A 15,370-nucleotide genomic window follows, 5' to 3' on the forward strand; every position below is an offset into this window, starting at 1 on the left:
TTAAACCTCGCGAAGTGCGGCCGGAACTTTTTCCAGATCCAATGTTTCAAACAGGTTCATTAATGCAGTTTGGGCCATAACTTCAGACTTCTGCTCACCGTACTTACGTACAGCAACTGCTTTGTCTTCAATCTCCTTATCACCCATAACAAGCATGAACGGAATTTTTCCAGTTTGCGCCTGACGAGTTTTAAGACCCATTGATTCGTTACGGTCATCCACGCGAACGCGGAAACCTTTCTGCTTAAGTTGTTTTGCTAATGCGTTTGCGGCCTCAAGGTGAAGCTCGTTTTTCACCGGCACGATTACTGCCTGCTCTGGAGATAACCAGAACGGGAAAGCACCGCCCACGTGCTCAAGGTAAACACCAATGAAGCGCTCTAGAGATCCAAGAAGAGCACGGTGAATAACTACCGGACGCTCCATCTCACCAGAGGCGTTTTGGAATTTAAGGTCGAAGCGATCTGGAAGTTGGAAGTCTAGCTGGATCGTACCAAGCTGGAAGTAACGTCCAAGAGCGTCTGCCACTTGAATATCAATTTTTGGACCGTAGAAAGCACCATCACCTTCGTTAACGAAGTACTCTTTTCCAGAAGCATCAAGCGCCGCTTTAAGGGCCGCTTCAGCTTTGTCCCAAGTTTCGTCAGATCCCACGCGCATTTCCGGACGAGTCGAAAGACCAATTTTGATTTTCTTAAATCCGAAGTGCTCATAACCGATGAAGAACATTTTCATCAGAGTTTTGATTTCTTCTTGAATGCCATCGAATTGAATAAAGATGTGAGCATCGTCCTGACAGAATGTACGAACACGAGTCAGACCTGCTACCACACCAGACTTCTCATAACGGTGAAGACGACCAAAGTCCGCAAAGCGAAGTGGAAGATCACGGTAAGAGTAACGGTGGTGAGAGAACATAAGCATGTGACAAGGACAGTTCATCGGCTTTAGCGCGAACTCTCTTTCATCAATTTGCGTGAAGTACATGTTCTCGTGATATTTTTCGTAGTGACCAGAAGTGTGCCAAAGATCTACATCGAGAACTTGTGGAGTAATTACTTCCTGGTAATCGAATTTGTTATAAATGCGTCTCATGAATTCCACAAGGCCGTTATAAACGAGCGCACCTTTTGGCATGAAGAACGGAGAAGCTGGAGCAACCGGATCGAAGATGAAAAGCTCTAGCTCTTTCCCGAGTTTACGGTGATCGCGTTTCTTTGCTTCTTCAAGTTGAGTTAAGTAATCACGAAGCTCTTCTTTTGAAGAGAAACAAGCAGCATAAATACGCTGAAGCATCGGACGAGTCTGATCACCTCTCCAGTAAGCACCAGCTGTATGAAGGAGCTTAAAGTAGAAAGTCAGATCAGAAGTTTTCTCAACGTGTGGACCTGTACATAGATCGAAGAACGTATCACCTTGAGTGTAATACGAAATAACTTCGCCTTCAGGAATATCGCGAATAAGTTCTGTTTTAAGAGTCTGGCCTCTGTCAGCGAAAAGCTTCATCGCCTCATCACGAGAAACTTCATGACGAACAACTGGGAGATTACGCTTAATAATCTCTTTCATTTTTTCTTCGATGGTTTTCAAATCCTCATCAGCGAGTTTCTTGGCCATATCGATGTCGTAATAAAAACCATTTTCAATGGTTGGACCGATACCAAGTTGAACTTTGTCGTTTGGATAAAGTTCCATAATAGCCTGGGCCATTAGGTGGGCAGTTGAGTGCCTTAAAGTGTCTAAATCATACTTCGCCATGGATCTCCTCACAGAAGACTAGATTTTTCGGATGGGATTTTTCGATTTCAACTTTACCAATCAAACCCCGTTCAATCAATGACTTAGAGAGCTTTCGAGGTTGGGAAATGTTAGAAGTAAGAAAGTCCTTCGAGAGTTTCTTACTTTCATTAAAAAATCGTAGGGTCAAAAGGCTTCCGGGTAAAAAGTCTTACACTGATTAAGGTCATGAAATTCTTAACATTTAGTCCTTTTATGGCCCTAAACTAACTAGTTTCTTGCTTTTTTGTCAGGCTTGAGGTTTAACCTCCCATCACTTGAATTGTAAGATCAAGCGTTCTTACGTCATTTTAGGAGGAACTTATATGGACACCATTCAAACGCCATCAGTTGAAACATTGATGACTAAGGCCGTGGTGGATCTCGCTAAAGACGATCGTTTTTTAGCTCACCTTCCAACTGAATCAAGCCGTATTGAAGGGCAAGGTCATTACCGTCTAGCTAAAATCTTCTACGACAAAGCAGATTTCGAAAAAGCTGAAGAGCATTTCTTAATGGCACTCGCCAGAACAGAACTTCCTCAGGATGCTTTCGCAATCTTTAAAATCTACGGTTTCCTTATTCGTATCTACTCTGAGAGCCTGAACGAAAAAGAGGCGATGAAATACATCCAGCTTTCAAGTGAACTTCTGGATCAAACTGTAGCTGCTCTTCCTTCTCTGAATGCTGAGTATTTCTATAACGCTGCCGTGGTAAACACTTATAAAGGTGAATTCTCGGAAGCTCATAAGAACTTCAATCAAGCTTACCGTAAGGCCCAGACTGAAAATGAGCCTGAGCTGATGGCAAAATCTCTTTATGCGATGGCGACTAACGCTTATCAGATGAAGAATTTCCAAGACACCATCAATCACTTAAATCAATTGAATGAACTTCTGAATATTCTTAAGAAAGGTTACTTGAAAGGGTCAATGCACCTTCTTTGGGGTAACGCTCTTCGCGAGCTAGGGGACTATTCAAGCTCTCTTCCACAATACGACCTGGCAATGAAGCTTCTTCATTCTAAGCGTTGTTGGAACATGCATAACTATGTTCTTCTGAACAAGGGTATTTCACTCAAGAAAATGGGTGAGTTCTCTAAAGCTCTTATGCTTTTCGGTCTTGCTCAGAACTCACTTGATGATGAGTACTTCAAGCGCCTTGAGCAGTTGATTATGATGGAAGTTGAAGATGTTAATGACTCTTCAGTAGACCTATATCTTGATCGTCACAACCGTGTGATCCACGAGAAAGCTCTTGGTGTTATTGATTTCAAACACCGTTTCGTTCTTCTTGAGATCCTTTTCCTATTGGCGCAAACTCCGGGAACTTACTATAATAAAGAAGATCTCGCGAAAATGATCTGGAAAGACGAGTACAATCCTCTTATCCACGATAAGCTGATTTACACAAGTATCAGCCGTCTTCGTAAGTTAATTGAGCCGAAAGGCATTAAGCGTCAGTATATCCTTCGTGGTAAAGATGGTTACACATTCAACCCACGTGTGAATGCCCGCTTCCATAAAGAGAATGAAGTTGTTAAGCAAAAGAACATCGCAAATATCGAAATTTCTTCTCCTGTATAGCCTAATCGTTGGAGGAGCCTACGCGCGCGTGGTCTCCTCCGATCGTTTCCTGATAAAAGTCCTCGATCGTACCGTTTCCTTTCAAGACATCAATTTCCAGCTTAGAAATTTAAAAGCACTGAATTGTCTCTATGACGATTCTATGGTGGTGCAATTTTTTGAAAAGAGCTTCATCAAAGATCTGGATGGTTTTGTGAAGGATTTCCCGCAGGGAGATGATGAAGTGAGACGCTTTATGCATTCGCGGGCAAATGAGCTTAAAAAGATCAGATACTTCTTCAAAATGCTTCGCTATTCGGAAGATCAGAAAAATGAAATGTCTCCGAAACTCGCTCAGGTCATTCGAGAAGGAACACTCGAGCAGAAGTGTGGAGCAGGTGTCTTACATAAAGATACTCTGAAAACTAACTTCATTGGCCTCTTTGAACTTGAGCTCTATCTGCGTGCTCGCTACGGTGGACAGCTTAAGAACAACAATAAATTTGAATCGATCAGGCCCTCAATTGAGCTTTTCGTAGAGTCTTTGGATAAACAATTCGGCCATGAATACTACTGGTAATTTTCACGAGCTAGGTCCGGCCTCTAATTTAAATGACGTCGCCCAGATGGATGAAAAGCATTTTCCTCATCCGTGGAAACCTCTTGATTGGAAGGAGTTGGATTTTTCCAAGCATCTCTTATACAGCTGGAGTGGTGAAAAGCTTGAGGCCTTTGCCCTTTTTGGTCTGGTACCCGGAGATGGTACGGCGCATCTTTATAAAATTCAAATTGATCCTGCGTTGCAAGGTAAGGGCGTGAGCTTGCCTTTTTGGTCGGCCATCCTGGAAAATCTTCGCCAGAAGAACGTTAAGAATATCTATCTTGAAGTCGAATCCTCGAATGATAGGGCCATCGGCTTTTACAAAAAAGTCGGGTTTTCTTGCCTTCGACGAGTAAAAGGATATTATTCTAATGGCAGTGATGGATTGATGCTTCAGATAACACTCTGAGCCAGAATGGTTTAAATTGCTCTTTTGATTGGACTTTGTTACTTATAAGGCCTGCTCGTTTAGTTGTGTAGGTAGGGGAAAGGGTGGAAGTATTCCATCCTTTTTTATTTTTATGGATATTAATAACGAAAGATCTGGTTTAGAGAAAAAATTTTTTTTGATGTGTGAGCCTGTTGTACAAGAAGCTGGTTACAGACTTTACGACATGGAATACATCAGCACTCAAAAACTTCTTCGTCTTTATATTCAGGACCCTCGCACAGGTTCAGCGCTCATCGAAGATTGCGTGAAAGTAGATCATGCTCTTGATAAGCCATTTGAGACTGAAACCTGGATTCCAGAAGATGTTGTTCTCGAAGTTTCTTCTCCTGGAGTTTACCGTCATCTTTCAACCCTGGAACATTTTAAAATGACCATCGGTGAAGTGATTGCTGTTGTGATCATGGGTCAGCTTTCTGAAGAACAAACGAAAGACGCTCCGAAAGGCATTAAGGGCGAGAAGAAATTCAGAGGGAAACTTCTGAGCGCAGATGGTGAAGGTTTTACGATTGAGGTCAAAGGCTATCCTCTGACACTCACATATAAGCAAACGAAAAAAGTAAATTTAGATCCCGATTTGAAATCGGTTAGTGAATAAGGAGACTACAAGTGAACTTTTCAGAATTGAGCCGAGTTATCGAACAACTAGGAAAAGACCGTGGCATCAAGAAAGATGTGGTGGTGAGTGCTATTGAACAGGCCTTCCTTGTTACTGCACGTAAAAAATTCGGAATTCAAGGCGAATACGAAGCTCGTTATAATGAAGACGATGGCGAAGTAGAAATCTTTCAATATAAGAACGTTGTTGAGAAAGTTCGCGATTCAATCGTTGAAATCGATTACGACTCTGCTAAGAAGCTTGATGAAGATTGTGAAGTGGGTGACCAACTTGGTCTTAAGATCGAGAACCCTGGTTTCTCACGTGTTGATATTCAAACAGCTAAACAAATCATTTTCCAAAAAGTTCGCGATGCTGAAAGAGACATTCTATTCTCTGAATTCAAGCACCGTGAAGGTGACCTGGTAACAGGTATTGCTCGTCGCTTTGAAAAAGGCAACGTGGTTCTAGATCTTGGTAAGTCAGATGCAGTTCTTCCTAAAAAAGAAATCATCTTCGGCGAATCATTCAAGCCGGGTGACAGAATCCAAGCTTACCTTTCAGACGTAGTAATGACTAACCGTGGTCCTGAAATCCGTCTTACAAGAACATCTCCAATGTTCCTGGTTAAACTTTTCGAAGTTGAAGTTCCGGAAATTGCTGATGGTACAATCGAAGTTAAAGCTGCTGCTCGTGAGCCGGGCCACCGTGCTAAGATCGCTGTAACAACTAAAGATCGTGATATCGATCCAGTTGGTGCTTGCGTAGGTATGAAAGGTTCTCGCGTTCAGAACATCGTAAATGAACTACAAGGTGAGAAAATCGATATCGTTCGTTGGAACGAAGACACTGAAACTTTCGCTCGCGCAGCTCTTGCTCCAGCGGAAATTCAATCAATCACTCTTAACCACGACGAGCACACTCTTGATGTGATCGTTGAAGACGATCAACTGTCTCTTGCCATCGGTAAGCGCGGTCAAAACGTTCGTCTGGCAGCAATGCTCACTGGTTGGAAAATTAACATCATCTCTAAAGCCAAGCTTCAAGAGAGAGTTAAACTTGCAGTTGAAAACCTTATCCAACTTTCTAACATCTCTGAGGCCACGGCTCAGGTGCTTGTTCAGAAAGGTATCATGTCGATCGTTGATCTATCTGCTGCGGCTCCGGAAGACGTTGCTCGTTTCCTAGGCAAGTCTGTTGCTGACGCTAAAGCGATGATTGAAATTGCTTCTGAAGCTCTTGAAGACGAAAGCATCAAGACAGATCTTGATGAAAACGCTGAAATCATCTCAGCTTCTGCTGTTCCTAATCAGAGCGGTTTCAAGAAGTCTGAAGGTGGAGCTAAGACAGAAGTTAAGAAAGGCGACGACGTTACTAAGTTCTCAGAAGCTGAAAGAAGACTTCGTGAAGAACTTGCTGCTTTTAAATTGAAGTAATTTTTTGAAGTTATAATCGGAGAAAAGAATGGCAAAAAAAGTTTACGAACTTGCCAATGAAATTGGAGTGGGTGCACTTGATCTCGTTGAGAAGCTCAAATCAATGGGCTTTAATGTGAGAAACCACATGGCAAGTCTGACAGACGAAGAAGCTGCGAAGGCATTGGCCGCGTACGCGACTCCTGAGAAGAAAGCTTCTCCTGTGAAGAAAGCTGTCGTGAGAAAAGTGATTAAGAAAGAAGCTCCTCCTGTTGAAGAGGCCCCTGCCGCTCCGGTTGCAAAAGAAGAAGTGACTGAAACTCCAGTGACGGCCAAAGTTGCTGCTCCTGAAGTTGCTGCCGCTCCGACTACTCCTGCAGCTTCTGCTGAAGTTGAAGACGCTTCGAAGCCCAAGGTTGTTACGGTAAAACGTAAGACGAAAGCTCAAAAAGAAGATGAAATTCAACGTGCGGTTGAAGCGAAAGAAGAGGCCGCTGCCGAAAAGGCCGCTCAGCAAGCTGCTCGCGAAAATCCAGTTGAGCCAACTGCTGCAAGCTACAACACTTCTGCTAAAGTACGTGATCCGAAAAAAGATTACTACGAAGAGAAAAGACATACTTTCACTCCGATCTTCGTTCCTGAAGAGAAGAAGAAAGACGAGCCTTCTCAGGAGAAAAAACCTACAGAAAACCGTCTTCCTCCTCGTCGTCCAATGGACGAATCTGCTCCTGTGGAGACTGAAGAGGAAAAAGATAAGAAGCGCATGGGTGACCTTGCCGCTGCTATCGGTAAGAAAGGCGTAGGAGCTGGTAAGAAAGACCTTACAGTTATCCGTGCTGATGAAGAATTAAAGTACGCTTCTGCCCTTGTTGGTAAAGCGATCTATACTCCACCAAAGAAGAAAAAAATCTACTCTGGTCCAACTCAGAAGACACTTATCACTGAAGTAAAAGAATCGAAGCGTGTAATTCAAGTCCACGGTGTTGTAACTGCAGAAAATCTTGCAGAGAAACTAAGTGTACGTTTTGAATCATTCGCTAACCGCGTTCTTGAGATGAACCTACTTGTTAGACCTGATGATTACATTGGTGTGAAACTAGCTGGTGAAATCGCCGCTCTTTACAACTACCGTGTTGAAGACGTTGCATTCAATGAAGAAGCTGTTCTTAATAAGAAGGCTGGCGAAGATAAATCTGCATACCCGGTTCGTAACCCGATCATCACGATCATGGGTCACGTAGACCACGGTAAAACTTCACTTCTAGACTATATCCGTAAGGAGAAAGTTGCTGCAGGTGAGGCCGGCGGTATTACTCAGCACATTGGTGCTTACTCAGTAAAAGTAAAAGATGCAATGCTTACGTTCCTGGATACTCCTGGTCACGCCGCTTTCGCAGCGATGAGACAGCGTGGTGCTAACGTAACAGATATCGTAGTTCTAGTAGTTGCTGCAGACGACGGTGTAATGCCTCAGACTGTTGAATCAATCCGTTTCATTAAGAACGCGGAAGTTCCAGTTATCGTAGCAGTTAACAAAATTGATAAACCTGCTGCTAACCCAGATAAGGTAAAACAAGGTCTAACAGAGCACGGTCTCCTTCCTGAAGAATGGGGTGGTGAGACTCAATACGTGAACGTATCTGCTCTTACAGGTCAAGGTATCGATGATCTACTTGAGGCGATCCAGCTTCAGGCAGAAATCATGGAACTTCGTGAGAACCCTAAAGGTGCTGCTGAAGGTATCGTGATCGAATCTAAGATTGAAGTGGGCCGTGGTCCAGTAACAACAATCCTGGTTCAGAAAGGTACATTGAATAAAGGTGATTCAATTGTGGTTGGTGAGACTTCTGGTCGCGCTCGTTCACTAATGGATTACACAGGTAAAATGCTAAATTCTGCGGGTCCTTCGACTCCGGTTCAGGTTCTTGGTCTTGAGAACGTTCCAACTCCAGGAGACATCCTGAACGTTGTGAAAAATGAACGTGAAGCCCAAAAGATCGTTGATAACCGTATTGCAGAAAGAAAAGCACTTGCTAATACTTCAGTTGAGGCCAAGAAAGTTTCTCTTGAAGACTTCTTCGCTACTGCTCAGAACAACTCTGAGGCCGAGAAGAAAGTTCTTAAACTTATCATCCGTTCAGATGTTCAAGGTTCTTACGAAGCGATCAAAACTTCGGTTGAGAGACTTGGAAATAGTGAAGTATCAGTTGAAGTTATCAGCGGTGGCGTAGGTGCCATCACAGATAATGACGTAAACCTTGCTGCTAACTCTCAAGGTTTCATCCTTGGATTCAACATGCGTCCAGTAACAACTGCACGTCGTATTGCTGAAGAGAAGGGCGTTGATATTAAGACTTACTCAATCATTTACGAACTTATCAATGACGTGACACTTGCCCTTGAAGGTATGTTAACTCCTGAAAGAGTTGAGAAGTACATTGGCCGTGCTCAAGTTAAAGAAACGTTCTCGATTCCTAAAGTTGGTACAATTGCTGGTACAGCGGTTGTTGACGGTAAGATCGAGCGTGGTTGTAACATCCGTCTTCTTCGTGATGGTAAGATCATTTACGATGGTAAGCTTACAACTCTTAAACGCTTCAAAGATGAAGTTAAAGAAGTTAAGAACGGTTACGAGTGTGGTATGTCTCTTGAGAACTTCAACGATATTAAAGTGGAAGATCTTATCGAGGCCTATGTTATGGAAGAGAAAAAGAGAACTCTTACAAGCGATCTAACTCTCTAAGGATGACAAATGGCCAAGGCCAGTACCGGACGTGGTAATAAATTTTCAAAACTAAAATACGAGGAAAGGATCCGCGATGAGATTAATCTCGCTCTCAGAAGAGAGTTCGCGGATCCTCGACTCATTAATGTTTCAATCACTCACGTAGAACTGACTCAAGACTATTCTCACGCGAAAGTTTATTGGGACACTTTCAATGCTCAAACTCGTGGAGACGCGAAAGAGGCGATTGAAAGTACAGCAGGTCGTATGCGTAAGCTTCTCTCTACCAAGATGGAAGTTCGTCACACTCCTGAAATTCACTACGTGTACAATTCTCAGTTCGAAGATTCGAACAAGATCGACAAGCTCCTGAAAGATTCAGCGGATGAAGCTGAATAAGAAACAGGCGCTGTTTCCCCCTTTAGTATTTAATGTGTTTAAACCTGCCCGGATCACGTCTTACGATGTGGTCAGGCACTTTAAACGTCATCTTCCCCAGGGCTTTGGGAAGATCGGGCATTTTGGAACTCTAGATCCATTTGCTTCCGGTGTTCTCATGATTGGTATCTGTGGCGCTGCTCGTTTGAATGATTTCATTCACGATTTCCTTCCAAAAACTTATCTTGCCGTTGGAAAACTTGGGATTGAAACACCGACCGGTGATTACACTTCCGAAATCGTCCAGCGTGATGAATCTCTTTATTTAACTCGTGAGATCGCGAGTTTCAGTCGTGAGTTCATCGAAGAAAAACTTCGTGAGAAGTTTATCGGTGATTACTGGCAAGCTCCTCATAAATATTCGGCCTCAAAGTTCATGGGCCGCAATATGCACGAGTGGGCGAGAGAAGGAATTGAAGTCAAGAAAGAGCCAGTTTTACGTAAGGTCTATAAAATCGAAGTCGTAAAATACGCTTTCCCTTATCTCTCAATCAGAGTGGAAGTGAGCTCAGGTACATATGTTCGAACGCTTTTCACAGACATGTGCAATTACTTAGGAACTCTTGGTTCTCTCATTTCACTGGTGCGTGAAAGTGTAGGACCTGTTACTTACAAGACCGCACTTAAAATGAAAGACTGGCCTCAGGATAAAACTCTTCCCATCATTTCTCGCGGAATGAAAATTGAAGATGTGCTGCCTTTCACCAAGCTGAAGCTTGATGAAAAGCAGACACTGATTTTTAAAAATGGTGGATTTCTAAGACCGGCAGATTTGAATGTTCTGCAGGATTCATCTCTTTCTCAGAATTATTTCTGGATGCTGGATGAGAGCGAAAAACTTCTTGGTCTGGGGGAAAAAACTTTTCCTACCGAATTAAAACCTAAGATAAATTTTCATTCAGAGGTTGAAGTTCCTTCTTCATCTGATCATGACCCTCAATAACTTTGCCCCAACACGCAACACAAAAGTCATCTACGTTTGAGAAGTTCTTTGGATCAATTTCTTTGTGAACAATAATTCCGATATTACGGTTCGGACGAATCATTCCCCAACGGTTCAGGATGCCACGTGTTCCATAGATACTTGTTGGAATGACAGGAATTTTTTCATTGAAAGCGAAAATCATGAGCGTGCGTTTTACTTCTTCCATCGTTTTTGGAACCGCATTTTTTGAACGAGTGCCTTCCGGATAAACCTGAAGACCGATTTTCTCAACCAGGATTCTCTTCTTCGCCTGATCAAAAACTTTTTTACGTGAAGACATTTTTCCACGGGCAACCGGCATAGAGCCGGAAGCGTAAGCGATCCAACCAAAGATAGGGATGTAGAGAACCTCTTTCTTCATGATTGGTGGTACCTGGTACTTCGTCATGACCAGCGGGATGTCCATGTAACTCTGGTGATTCGCAATATAAAGACCTTGCGCTGGAACTCCGGCGAATTCCGGAGAGCGATGGTCTTCGGAATAGCGAACTTTTGCGTGACACGCATAGCGCAAAAGGAGTTTGCCGAAACGTTCCCACATCGGGCTCATGATTTTCAGTCTTCTTTCCAGACCAAAAGGCAGGGCCACTAAACAAGCAGGCACAAGAGTAGTAAAAAGTAGGACTGTGCCTACTACAACAGCTTTTATTTGAATAAGAATACGCATAGGGTGGCATTGTACAGAAAAATAGATGACTATATCAATAAAGAGTCCTGATCTTTTTGTTCTAATTTCCAGCTGTTTAGGCTATAATTTTGAAGATTAATAGGATCATTTTTTAGGAGTTACTTGTGTCATCTAGCTTAATCGCCATGGGCGTTGCTATTTTTCTGGTAATCAACCTTGTTGTTGGTTTGGCCGGTTTAAGTTTATTGTTCGGGACTTTCGAGACTTTGTTCGGAAAGCCTAAGCTAACACTTTTAAGATCTACAAAGAGCGGTAACTTCTTCGCTTTCGGATTCAAGTGGAATTCAGCGAAAGAGCCAGCTGCACTAGACACTATTCGCATTCGCTTGTTCAACCCGTTCGGTAGCCCGACTCAGGTTGAAGTATCAAAGCCATTCGATGCTAAGAAAACTTCTTTCGCTACTGAAGTAGATATGGGACCTGGTTTCATCGATCTACTAGGCGCTAAGAACTTTGACCTAGCTATGGTTCAGATTGAAGTTGTTTCTTCAACTGACGGCGTGGTTTTCCAGTTCGATATGAAAGGCCCTAAGTTCAAGAAGCTTGTGACTGAAGCTCATCTAACTGTTGATCAGTTTGTTGCTGATCACAAACTAGATGTTGTGAAAAAATCTCAACCACCAATCGATGTACCTATCCGTTCATTCATTGCTGATACAGTTCCAGGAAAAGGTTCACAACTTGCAATCGCTACGAACCCAGCTTTTGCTGCTCAGTTCGGTGGTGCTGCTGCAGGTGGCGCGGCCGCTGCTGGCGGAGCTGCTGCTCCTGCTGCTGAGAACTTCAAAATCGCCAAGGTTTGGATTGAGCCAGGTTGTATCGTTTGTAACGCTTGCGAAGACATCTATAAGGAAGTGTTCGAGGTTCTTGCTGATACATGTATCATCCGTCCAGGAGCTCCTCTTGATGACGGTCTAAGGATCCAGGAAGCTGCTGAAGCTTGTCCGGTTGAAGTCATCAAATTTACAAAAGCATCATAAAGAAAAGGCCCTCGCAAGAGGGCCTTTTTTTTTCTAGAGGATAAAATCTTTGCAAGGGTTAGGTCGGGTATCGGAAGAGGCCTTCTGCTTGTAGCGTTCCTGATAAAACGCTTTAGCGTGACCTGCGACTTCATAAGAGAGTCTGGTTGTTTCTTCTTCTAACTTGGGCCAATCTTTGAAAAAGTTTGCTCGTTTAGCATAGTCAGGATTCTCTCGGATAAGTTGCTGCTGTCTTCTTTCAACTTTGGTGATTCTCTCCAAGGTCATCTCTGCATCTTCTTTATCTTTGCCAGAAGTGGATTGAATCCTTTTTGCATAAAGTTTCTTAAGTGGTTCAGCATTGTAGCTCAGGATTTCATTCTGATTCAAAGTCATGCAACTACGAAGTTTAATGACTCCGTCATCTTTTTCGGTGCAAAACTCTTCTTTCGGCGAAGTTTTCGGAGTGGCAAGCTTACTTAAGTCCGTTCTCATTTTTGTAAGAAGGGTATAGTAGCGGTCCACAGATTCACGAAATTTTTTACCATCTCTTGAGCTGTAATCAACTCCACGGGCCTTCTTAATGTCCTCGAATTGCGTGATAAGATTTGTGAGTTCCTGGTAATTCTTCGGTTCCTCGCAGGCCTCACCTTTAGACGCTTCATTTGTCACGTAAGGAGAAAACTTATCGTGATTGGAATCGTAGCGGTAGAGATAAGGAGTGATGTTGTCATACATCTCTTCATTAAGATCCATGCCCACAGGGGATGAAATCATGGGAAAAGAGAGGTCACTGAATGTATTTCGAGCATTTAAAAAAACCTCTTCAAGTGATTTTCCTTTCTTCATGCTATCGATAAATGAGTTGGTGAATGGACCAGAACCTCCACCAGCATAGCCGTAGTGATTAGGGCCAGTCGCAGAAATGATACAGGTATTGGGTCTATTCAGAGCAAGGGTATTTCCCGAGTGACAAGACAGATCGATGATGGCGAGTTTCACGCCTCTTTTCTCTGCAAGCTTCACAAGATTCTCTAGCTTGTCCATTGAGACCATGCGACTACCTTCGGCCGTATCAAAGTTTTGAACGGCACCACCGGTAACAGAAACGTCATGGGTCTTCTCATCATCACGCTTTTTCATTGAACCGTGAGTGGTCACGACCAGCATGAGTTGATCACCACTGGTGATCTGGCCGTTATTTAACTTTGTTTCGTAGTCTTTGATGATTCTTTCATACTCGGATTCAGTGAACCGAGAGTTGGTCGCTTTTCTTTTAAAACTGTCCGCAATGTATCCTTCAGTTTTAGAGTGACCACCATTGAAGGAGACCTGTGTTTCCCAGGTCGAGTTCGAGTTGAAATCTCCAATAGATTTAACCTGATAATCGAAGATCGTTTCAGGACCTGCAGGCTCACCACCACCACCCATAAACGTCATGTAGTTTTTGGCGTGTAGAGGAGCACAGGTCATGAGGGAGAGGAGGAGGGTGGTTTTTACTTTGGACATTCAACCGCCTTCAGTTCTTTTATATAGCTATGATTTTGATGATTAAGTGGATCAGGAGTACTGCGTTCCAGGTTTTTGATCTCCAGGATGACAGACTTTGAAACGGGTTTGCCTTTGAAGACGTATTCACCTTTCGTTGTCGTATCGAGATACGAACCAAACTTCGCGGTGTCGGCAATTTTCATTCCGAATCTCATCTCGGACATGCTCTTTTCGTTCACGACCAATTCCAGGTCTGAACCTTTGATACGTGCCACGCCCTTCACCTCATAAAGGTAACAACCTGTTGAAGCGATGGAGTTCGAAGCAATGAAAATACCTAGAAGGAATATGGTCTTCATATTCCTTCGGTATCGGTTAATTTAGAGGGGACTTTAAGGAGCCGGAGCGCTCCGGTCGAATACTAGGACAATTTTTGCTTGATTAGATCAGTCTGGAAAAAGCCTTTTAGGCCTTCTTCATTTTCTTTCCAGATCTCTTTCAAGCTATCTCTGTGTTTTTTCAATTCAGGACATTCAAATGTTAAAACTGGAGATTGATACTTCTCAACCGCGAACGTTCCTAATGAACCTGGAGTTGGATATCCAATATCAGAGGCCATTTCGTATTTATTAAAGCCATGCAAATATTCAGCAACGTCCTTACAGTCACCGTTATAGTTCAGGATCGGTTTCCATGTATGGAATGAAAGAATAAATCCTGGCTTGTACTTATCCATGAGCTTAACCAGAAATTGGTTTTCCGGTTCAGAAAGCGCTTTAGCTCCTGGATTGTAGCGAGCTTCTTTGAATACACCTGACCAATCTTTTGTTGGAAGATTGCGGTTAAGATCAACTGAGTGTGCATTTACACGAGTTTGATTTTTATAACCATCAACGTTCAGGATAGGAATTACGATCATCGGAAGATCTTTCAGTGAGTGTTCAAGTTTTAACCACTGAAAAAGTTCTTTCAGAACGTATACACCTTCCACTTCATCACCGTGCACTCCACCAATAAGATAGAGATACTTTGAAGCTTTGATGTCCGTTTTAAAAACAGGAATCGGATGGCCTTCTACTGATTCGCCACTATCAAGTTCAGAAAAAATCATATTTACTCTCTATGAAGATACACAGCGGACTGACCCGGTGTCTCTTCAACCTCCACTTCAAAACTATTAAAGGCAAAACCAAATTTTTGCGTCACTTTTTTACGAATTTCATCACAGATATAGACCGCGATTCTTTCTGCAGATGTATTTAAAATCGGCAGTAAAAGCACATCTGATTGTGGAATAGAGAAGTGGCTTTCGTCAGGTGTTTCAATGACGTAATTCTTTCTGTCCGTATAAATTTTCAGATGCTTGTTATCTTTTGGAATCAAAAGCTTGTGATCAAGGGAATCACAAACTTCACGAACGATCGGTTTAATGTCCAGGAAATCGAAAACCATGTCACCTTCAAGAGAAGGAGCTTCGCCACGAACTTGAACACGGTAATTGTGACCATGAAGAGGCTCACGGGTCCCGTTCTCAAAAATCATGAAGTGCGAAGATGCAAAATTAAAGTATTGCTTATAAACTTTAATCGAAAATGGAAGACTCAAAGAGGTCCTTTCCTGTTGAGGTAATCTCACAGAAGATACTACCGCGTTAAAAAGTTGGCAAAGGGAATACTGCCTT

At 42.9% G+C, this 15,370-nt stretch carries 15 protein-coding genes; 9 read left to right on the forward strand and 6 right to left on the reverse strand.

Annotation, left to right across the window (positions count from 1 at the left end; all coding sequences use genetic code 11):
• Complete coding sequence (gene thrS, locus SOO65_RS06090) at positions 1 to 1,758, reverse strand: threonine--tRNA ligase (protein WP_321398402.1); 1,758 nt, start codon at positions 1,756 to 1,758, stop codon at positions 1 to 3.
• 344 nt (positions 1,759 to 2,102) lie between these two features.
• Here thrS and SOO65_RS06095 point away from each other — a divergent pair, with 344 nt between their 5' ends.
• The 8 genes from SOO65_RS06095 (at position 2,103) to SOO65_RS06130 (ending at position 10,509) form a co-directional block, all read left to right on the forward strand.
• A complete protein-coding gene (locus tag SOO65_RS06095; protein WP_321398404.1) occupies positions 2,103 to 3,362 on the forward strand; it encodes a winged helix-turn-helix domain-containing protein in 1,260 nt (419 codons plus the stop codon).
• Between the two features lie 142 nt (positions 3,363 to 3,504).
• The gene (locus SOO65_RS06100; RefSeq protein ID WP_321398406.1) at positions 3,505 to 3,921 is read left to right on the forward strand and encodes a hypothetical protein; all 417 of its coding nucleotides are present in this window, start codon (positions 3,505 to 3,507) and stop codon (positions 3,919 to 3,921) included.
• Entirely contained in the window at positions 3,905 to 4,351 is a 447-nt protein-coding gene (locus tag SOO65_RS06105) for a GNAT family N-acetyltransferase (RefSeq protein ID WP_321398408.1), read from the forward strand. The genes SOO65_RS06100 and SOO65_RS06105 overlap by 17 nt, the downstream gene beginning before the upstream one ends.
• Before the next feature lie 112 nt (positions 4,352 to 4,463).
• Positions 4,464 to 4,988 (forward strand): ribosome maturation factor RimP, encoded by a 525-nt coding sequence (locus SOO65_RS06110; protein ID WP_321398410.1) that lies wholly within the window; start codon positions 4,464 to 4,466, stop codon positions 4,986 to 4,988.
• Positions 4,989 to 4,999: 11 nt separating this feature from the next.
• Positions 5,000 to 6,424 carry a transcription termination factor NusA gene (nusA, locus tag SOO65_RS06115; RefSeq protein WP_321398412.1) on the forward strand — a complete coding sequence of 475 codons (1,425 nt, stop codon included), beginning with the start codon at positions 5,000 to 5,002 and terminating at the stop codon, positions 6,422 to 6,424.
• Between the two features lie 28 nt (positions 6,425 to 6,452).
• A complete protein-coding gene (gene infB, locus SOO65_RS06120) occupies positions 6,453 to 9,146 on the forward strand; it encodes a translation initiation factor IF-2 (RefSeq protein WP_321398414.1) in 2,694 nt (897 codons plus the stop codon).
• A 9-nt stretch (positions 9,147 to 9,155) separates the two neighbouring features.
• Positions 9,156 to 9,527 (forward strand): 30S ribosome-binding factor RbfA, encoded by a 372-nt coding sequence (gene rbfA / locus SOO65_RS06125; protein ID WP_321398416.1) that lies wholly within the window; start codon positions 9,156 to 9,158, stop codon positions 9,525 to 9,527.
• Complete coding sequence (locus tag SOO65_RS06130) at positions 9,514 to 10,509, forward strand: tRNA pseudouridine synthase B (protein ID WP_321398418.1); 996 nt, start codon at positions 9,514 to 9,516, stop codon at positions 10,507 to 10,509. Before rbfA ends, SOO65_RS06130 begins: the two co-directional genes overlap by 14 nt.
• On the opposite strand, the gene SOO65_RS06135 is transcribed toward SOO65_RS06130, so the two are convergent.
• Positions 10,448 to 11,218 carry a 1-acyl-sn-glycerol-3-phosphate acyltransferase gene (locus SOO65_RS06135; RefSeq protein ID WP_321398420.1) on the reverse strand — a complete coding sequence of 257 codons (771 nt, stop codon included), beginning with the start codon at positions 11,216 to 11,218 and terminating at the stop codon, positions 10,448 to 10,450. The two genes, SOO65_RS06130 and SOO65_RS06135, sit on opposite strands and share 62 nt — an antisense overlap.
• A 125-nt stretch (positions 11,219 to 11,343) precedes the next feature.
• Between SOO65_RS06135 and SOO65_RS06140 the strand changes: the two genes are divergently transcribed.
• Complete coding sequence (locus SOO65_RS06140) at positions 11,344 to 12,219, forward strand: ferredoxin (RefSeq protein ID WP_321398422.1); 876 nt, start codon at positions 11,344 to 11,346, stop codon at positions 12,217 to 12,219.
• A 33-nt stretch (positions 12,220 to 12,252) separates the two neighbouring features.
• Here SOO65_RS06140 and SOO65_RS06145 read toward each other — a convergent pair whose 3' ends face one another.
• The 4 genes from SOO65_RS06145 to SOO65_RS06160 all read right to left on the reverse strand — a co-directional run bounded on the left by SOO65_RS06145 (position 12,253) and on the right by SOO65_RS06160 (position 15,294).
• Positions 12,253 to 13,707 (reverse strand): hypothetical protein, encoded by a 1,455-nt coding sequence (locus SOO65_RS06145; protein WP_321398424.1) that lies wholly within the window; start codon positions 13,705 to 13,707, stop codon positions 12,253 to 12,255.
• Complete coding sequence (locus SOO65_RS06150) at positions 13,695 to 14,048, reverse strand: hypothetical protein (protein WP_321398425.1); 354 nt, start codon at positions 14,046 to 14,048, stop codon at positions 13,695 to 13,697. Before SOO65_RS06150 ends, SOO65_RS06145 begins: the two co-directional genes overlap by 13 nt.
• Positions 14,049 to 14,110: 62 nt before the next feature.
• Positions 14,111 to 14,800, reverse strand: coding sequence for a M14 family murein peptide amidase A (locus tag SOO65_RS06155; protein ID WP_321398427.1), 690 nt, complete (start codon positions 14,798 to 14,800; stop codon positions 14,111 to 14,113).
• 2 nt (positions 14,801 to 14,802) lie between these two features.
• On the reverse strand, positions 14,803 to 15,294 hold the full coding sequence (locus tag SOO65_RS06160; RefSeq protein ID WP_321398429.1) for a 6-pyruvoyl trahydropterin synthase family protein: 492 nt from the start codon (positions 15,292 to 15,294) through the stop codon (positions 14,803 to 14,805).
• Positions 15,295 to 15,370: the final 76 nt, after the last annotated feature.

Source organism: Peredibacter starrii (assembly GCF_034259205.1).
GTDB lineage: Bacteria > Bdellovibrionota > Bacteriovoracia > Bacteriovoracales > Bacteriovoracaceae > Peredibacter > Peredibacter starrii.

Excerpts from the sequence above, each read along its gene's own strand:
- thrS (WP_321398402.1), bottom strand. The coding sequence starts at position 1,758 with ATGGCGAAGTATGATTTAGACACTTTAAGGCACTCAACTGCCCACCTA.
- SOO65_RS06095 (WP_321398404.1), top strand. The coding sequence starts at position 2,103 with ATGGACACCATTCAAACGCCATCAGTTGAAACATTGATGACTAAGGCC.
- SOO65_RS06100 (WP_321398406.1), top strand. The coding sequence starts at position 3,505 with ATGGTGGTGCAATTTTTTGAAAAGAGCTTCATCAAAGATCTGGATGGT.
- SOO65_RS06105 (WP_321398408.1), top strand. The coding sequence starts at position 3,905 with ATGAATACTACTGGTAATTTTCACGAGCTAGGTCCGGCCTCTAATTTA.
- SOO65_RS06110 (WP_321398410.1), top strand. The coding sequence starts at position 4,464 with ATGGATATTAATAACGAAAGATCTGGTTTAGAGAAAAAATTTTTTTTG.
- infB (WP_321398414.1), top strand. The coding sequence starts at position 6,453 with ATGGCAAAAAAAGTTTACGAACTTGCCAATGAAATTGGAGTGGGTGCA.
- rbfA (WP_321398416.1), top strand. The coding sequence starts at position 9,156 with ATGGCCAAGGCCAGTACCGGACGTGGTAATAAATTTTCAAAACTAAAA.
- SOO65_RS06130 (WP_321398418.1), top strand. The coding sequence starts at position 9,514 with ATGAAGCTGAATAAGAAACAGGCGCTGTTTCCCCCTTTAGTATTTAAT.
- SOO65_RS06135 (WP_321398420.1), bottom strand. The coding sequence starts at position 11,218 with ATGCGTATTCTTATTCAAATAAAAGCTGTTGTAGTAGGCACAGTCCTA.
- SOO65_RS06145 (WP_321398424.1), bottom strand. The coding sequence starts at position 13,707 with ATGTCCAAAGTAAAAACCACCCTCCTCCTCTCCCTCATGACCTGTGCT.
- SOO65_RS06150 (WP_321398425.1), bottom strand. The coding sequence starts at position 14,048 with ATGAAGACCATATTCCTTCTAGGTATTTTCATTGCTTCGAACTCCATC.
- SOO65_RS06155 (WP_321398427.1), bottom strand. The coding sequence starts at position 14,800 with ATGATTTTTTCTGAACTTGATAGTGGCGAATCAGTAGAAGGCCATCCG.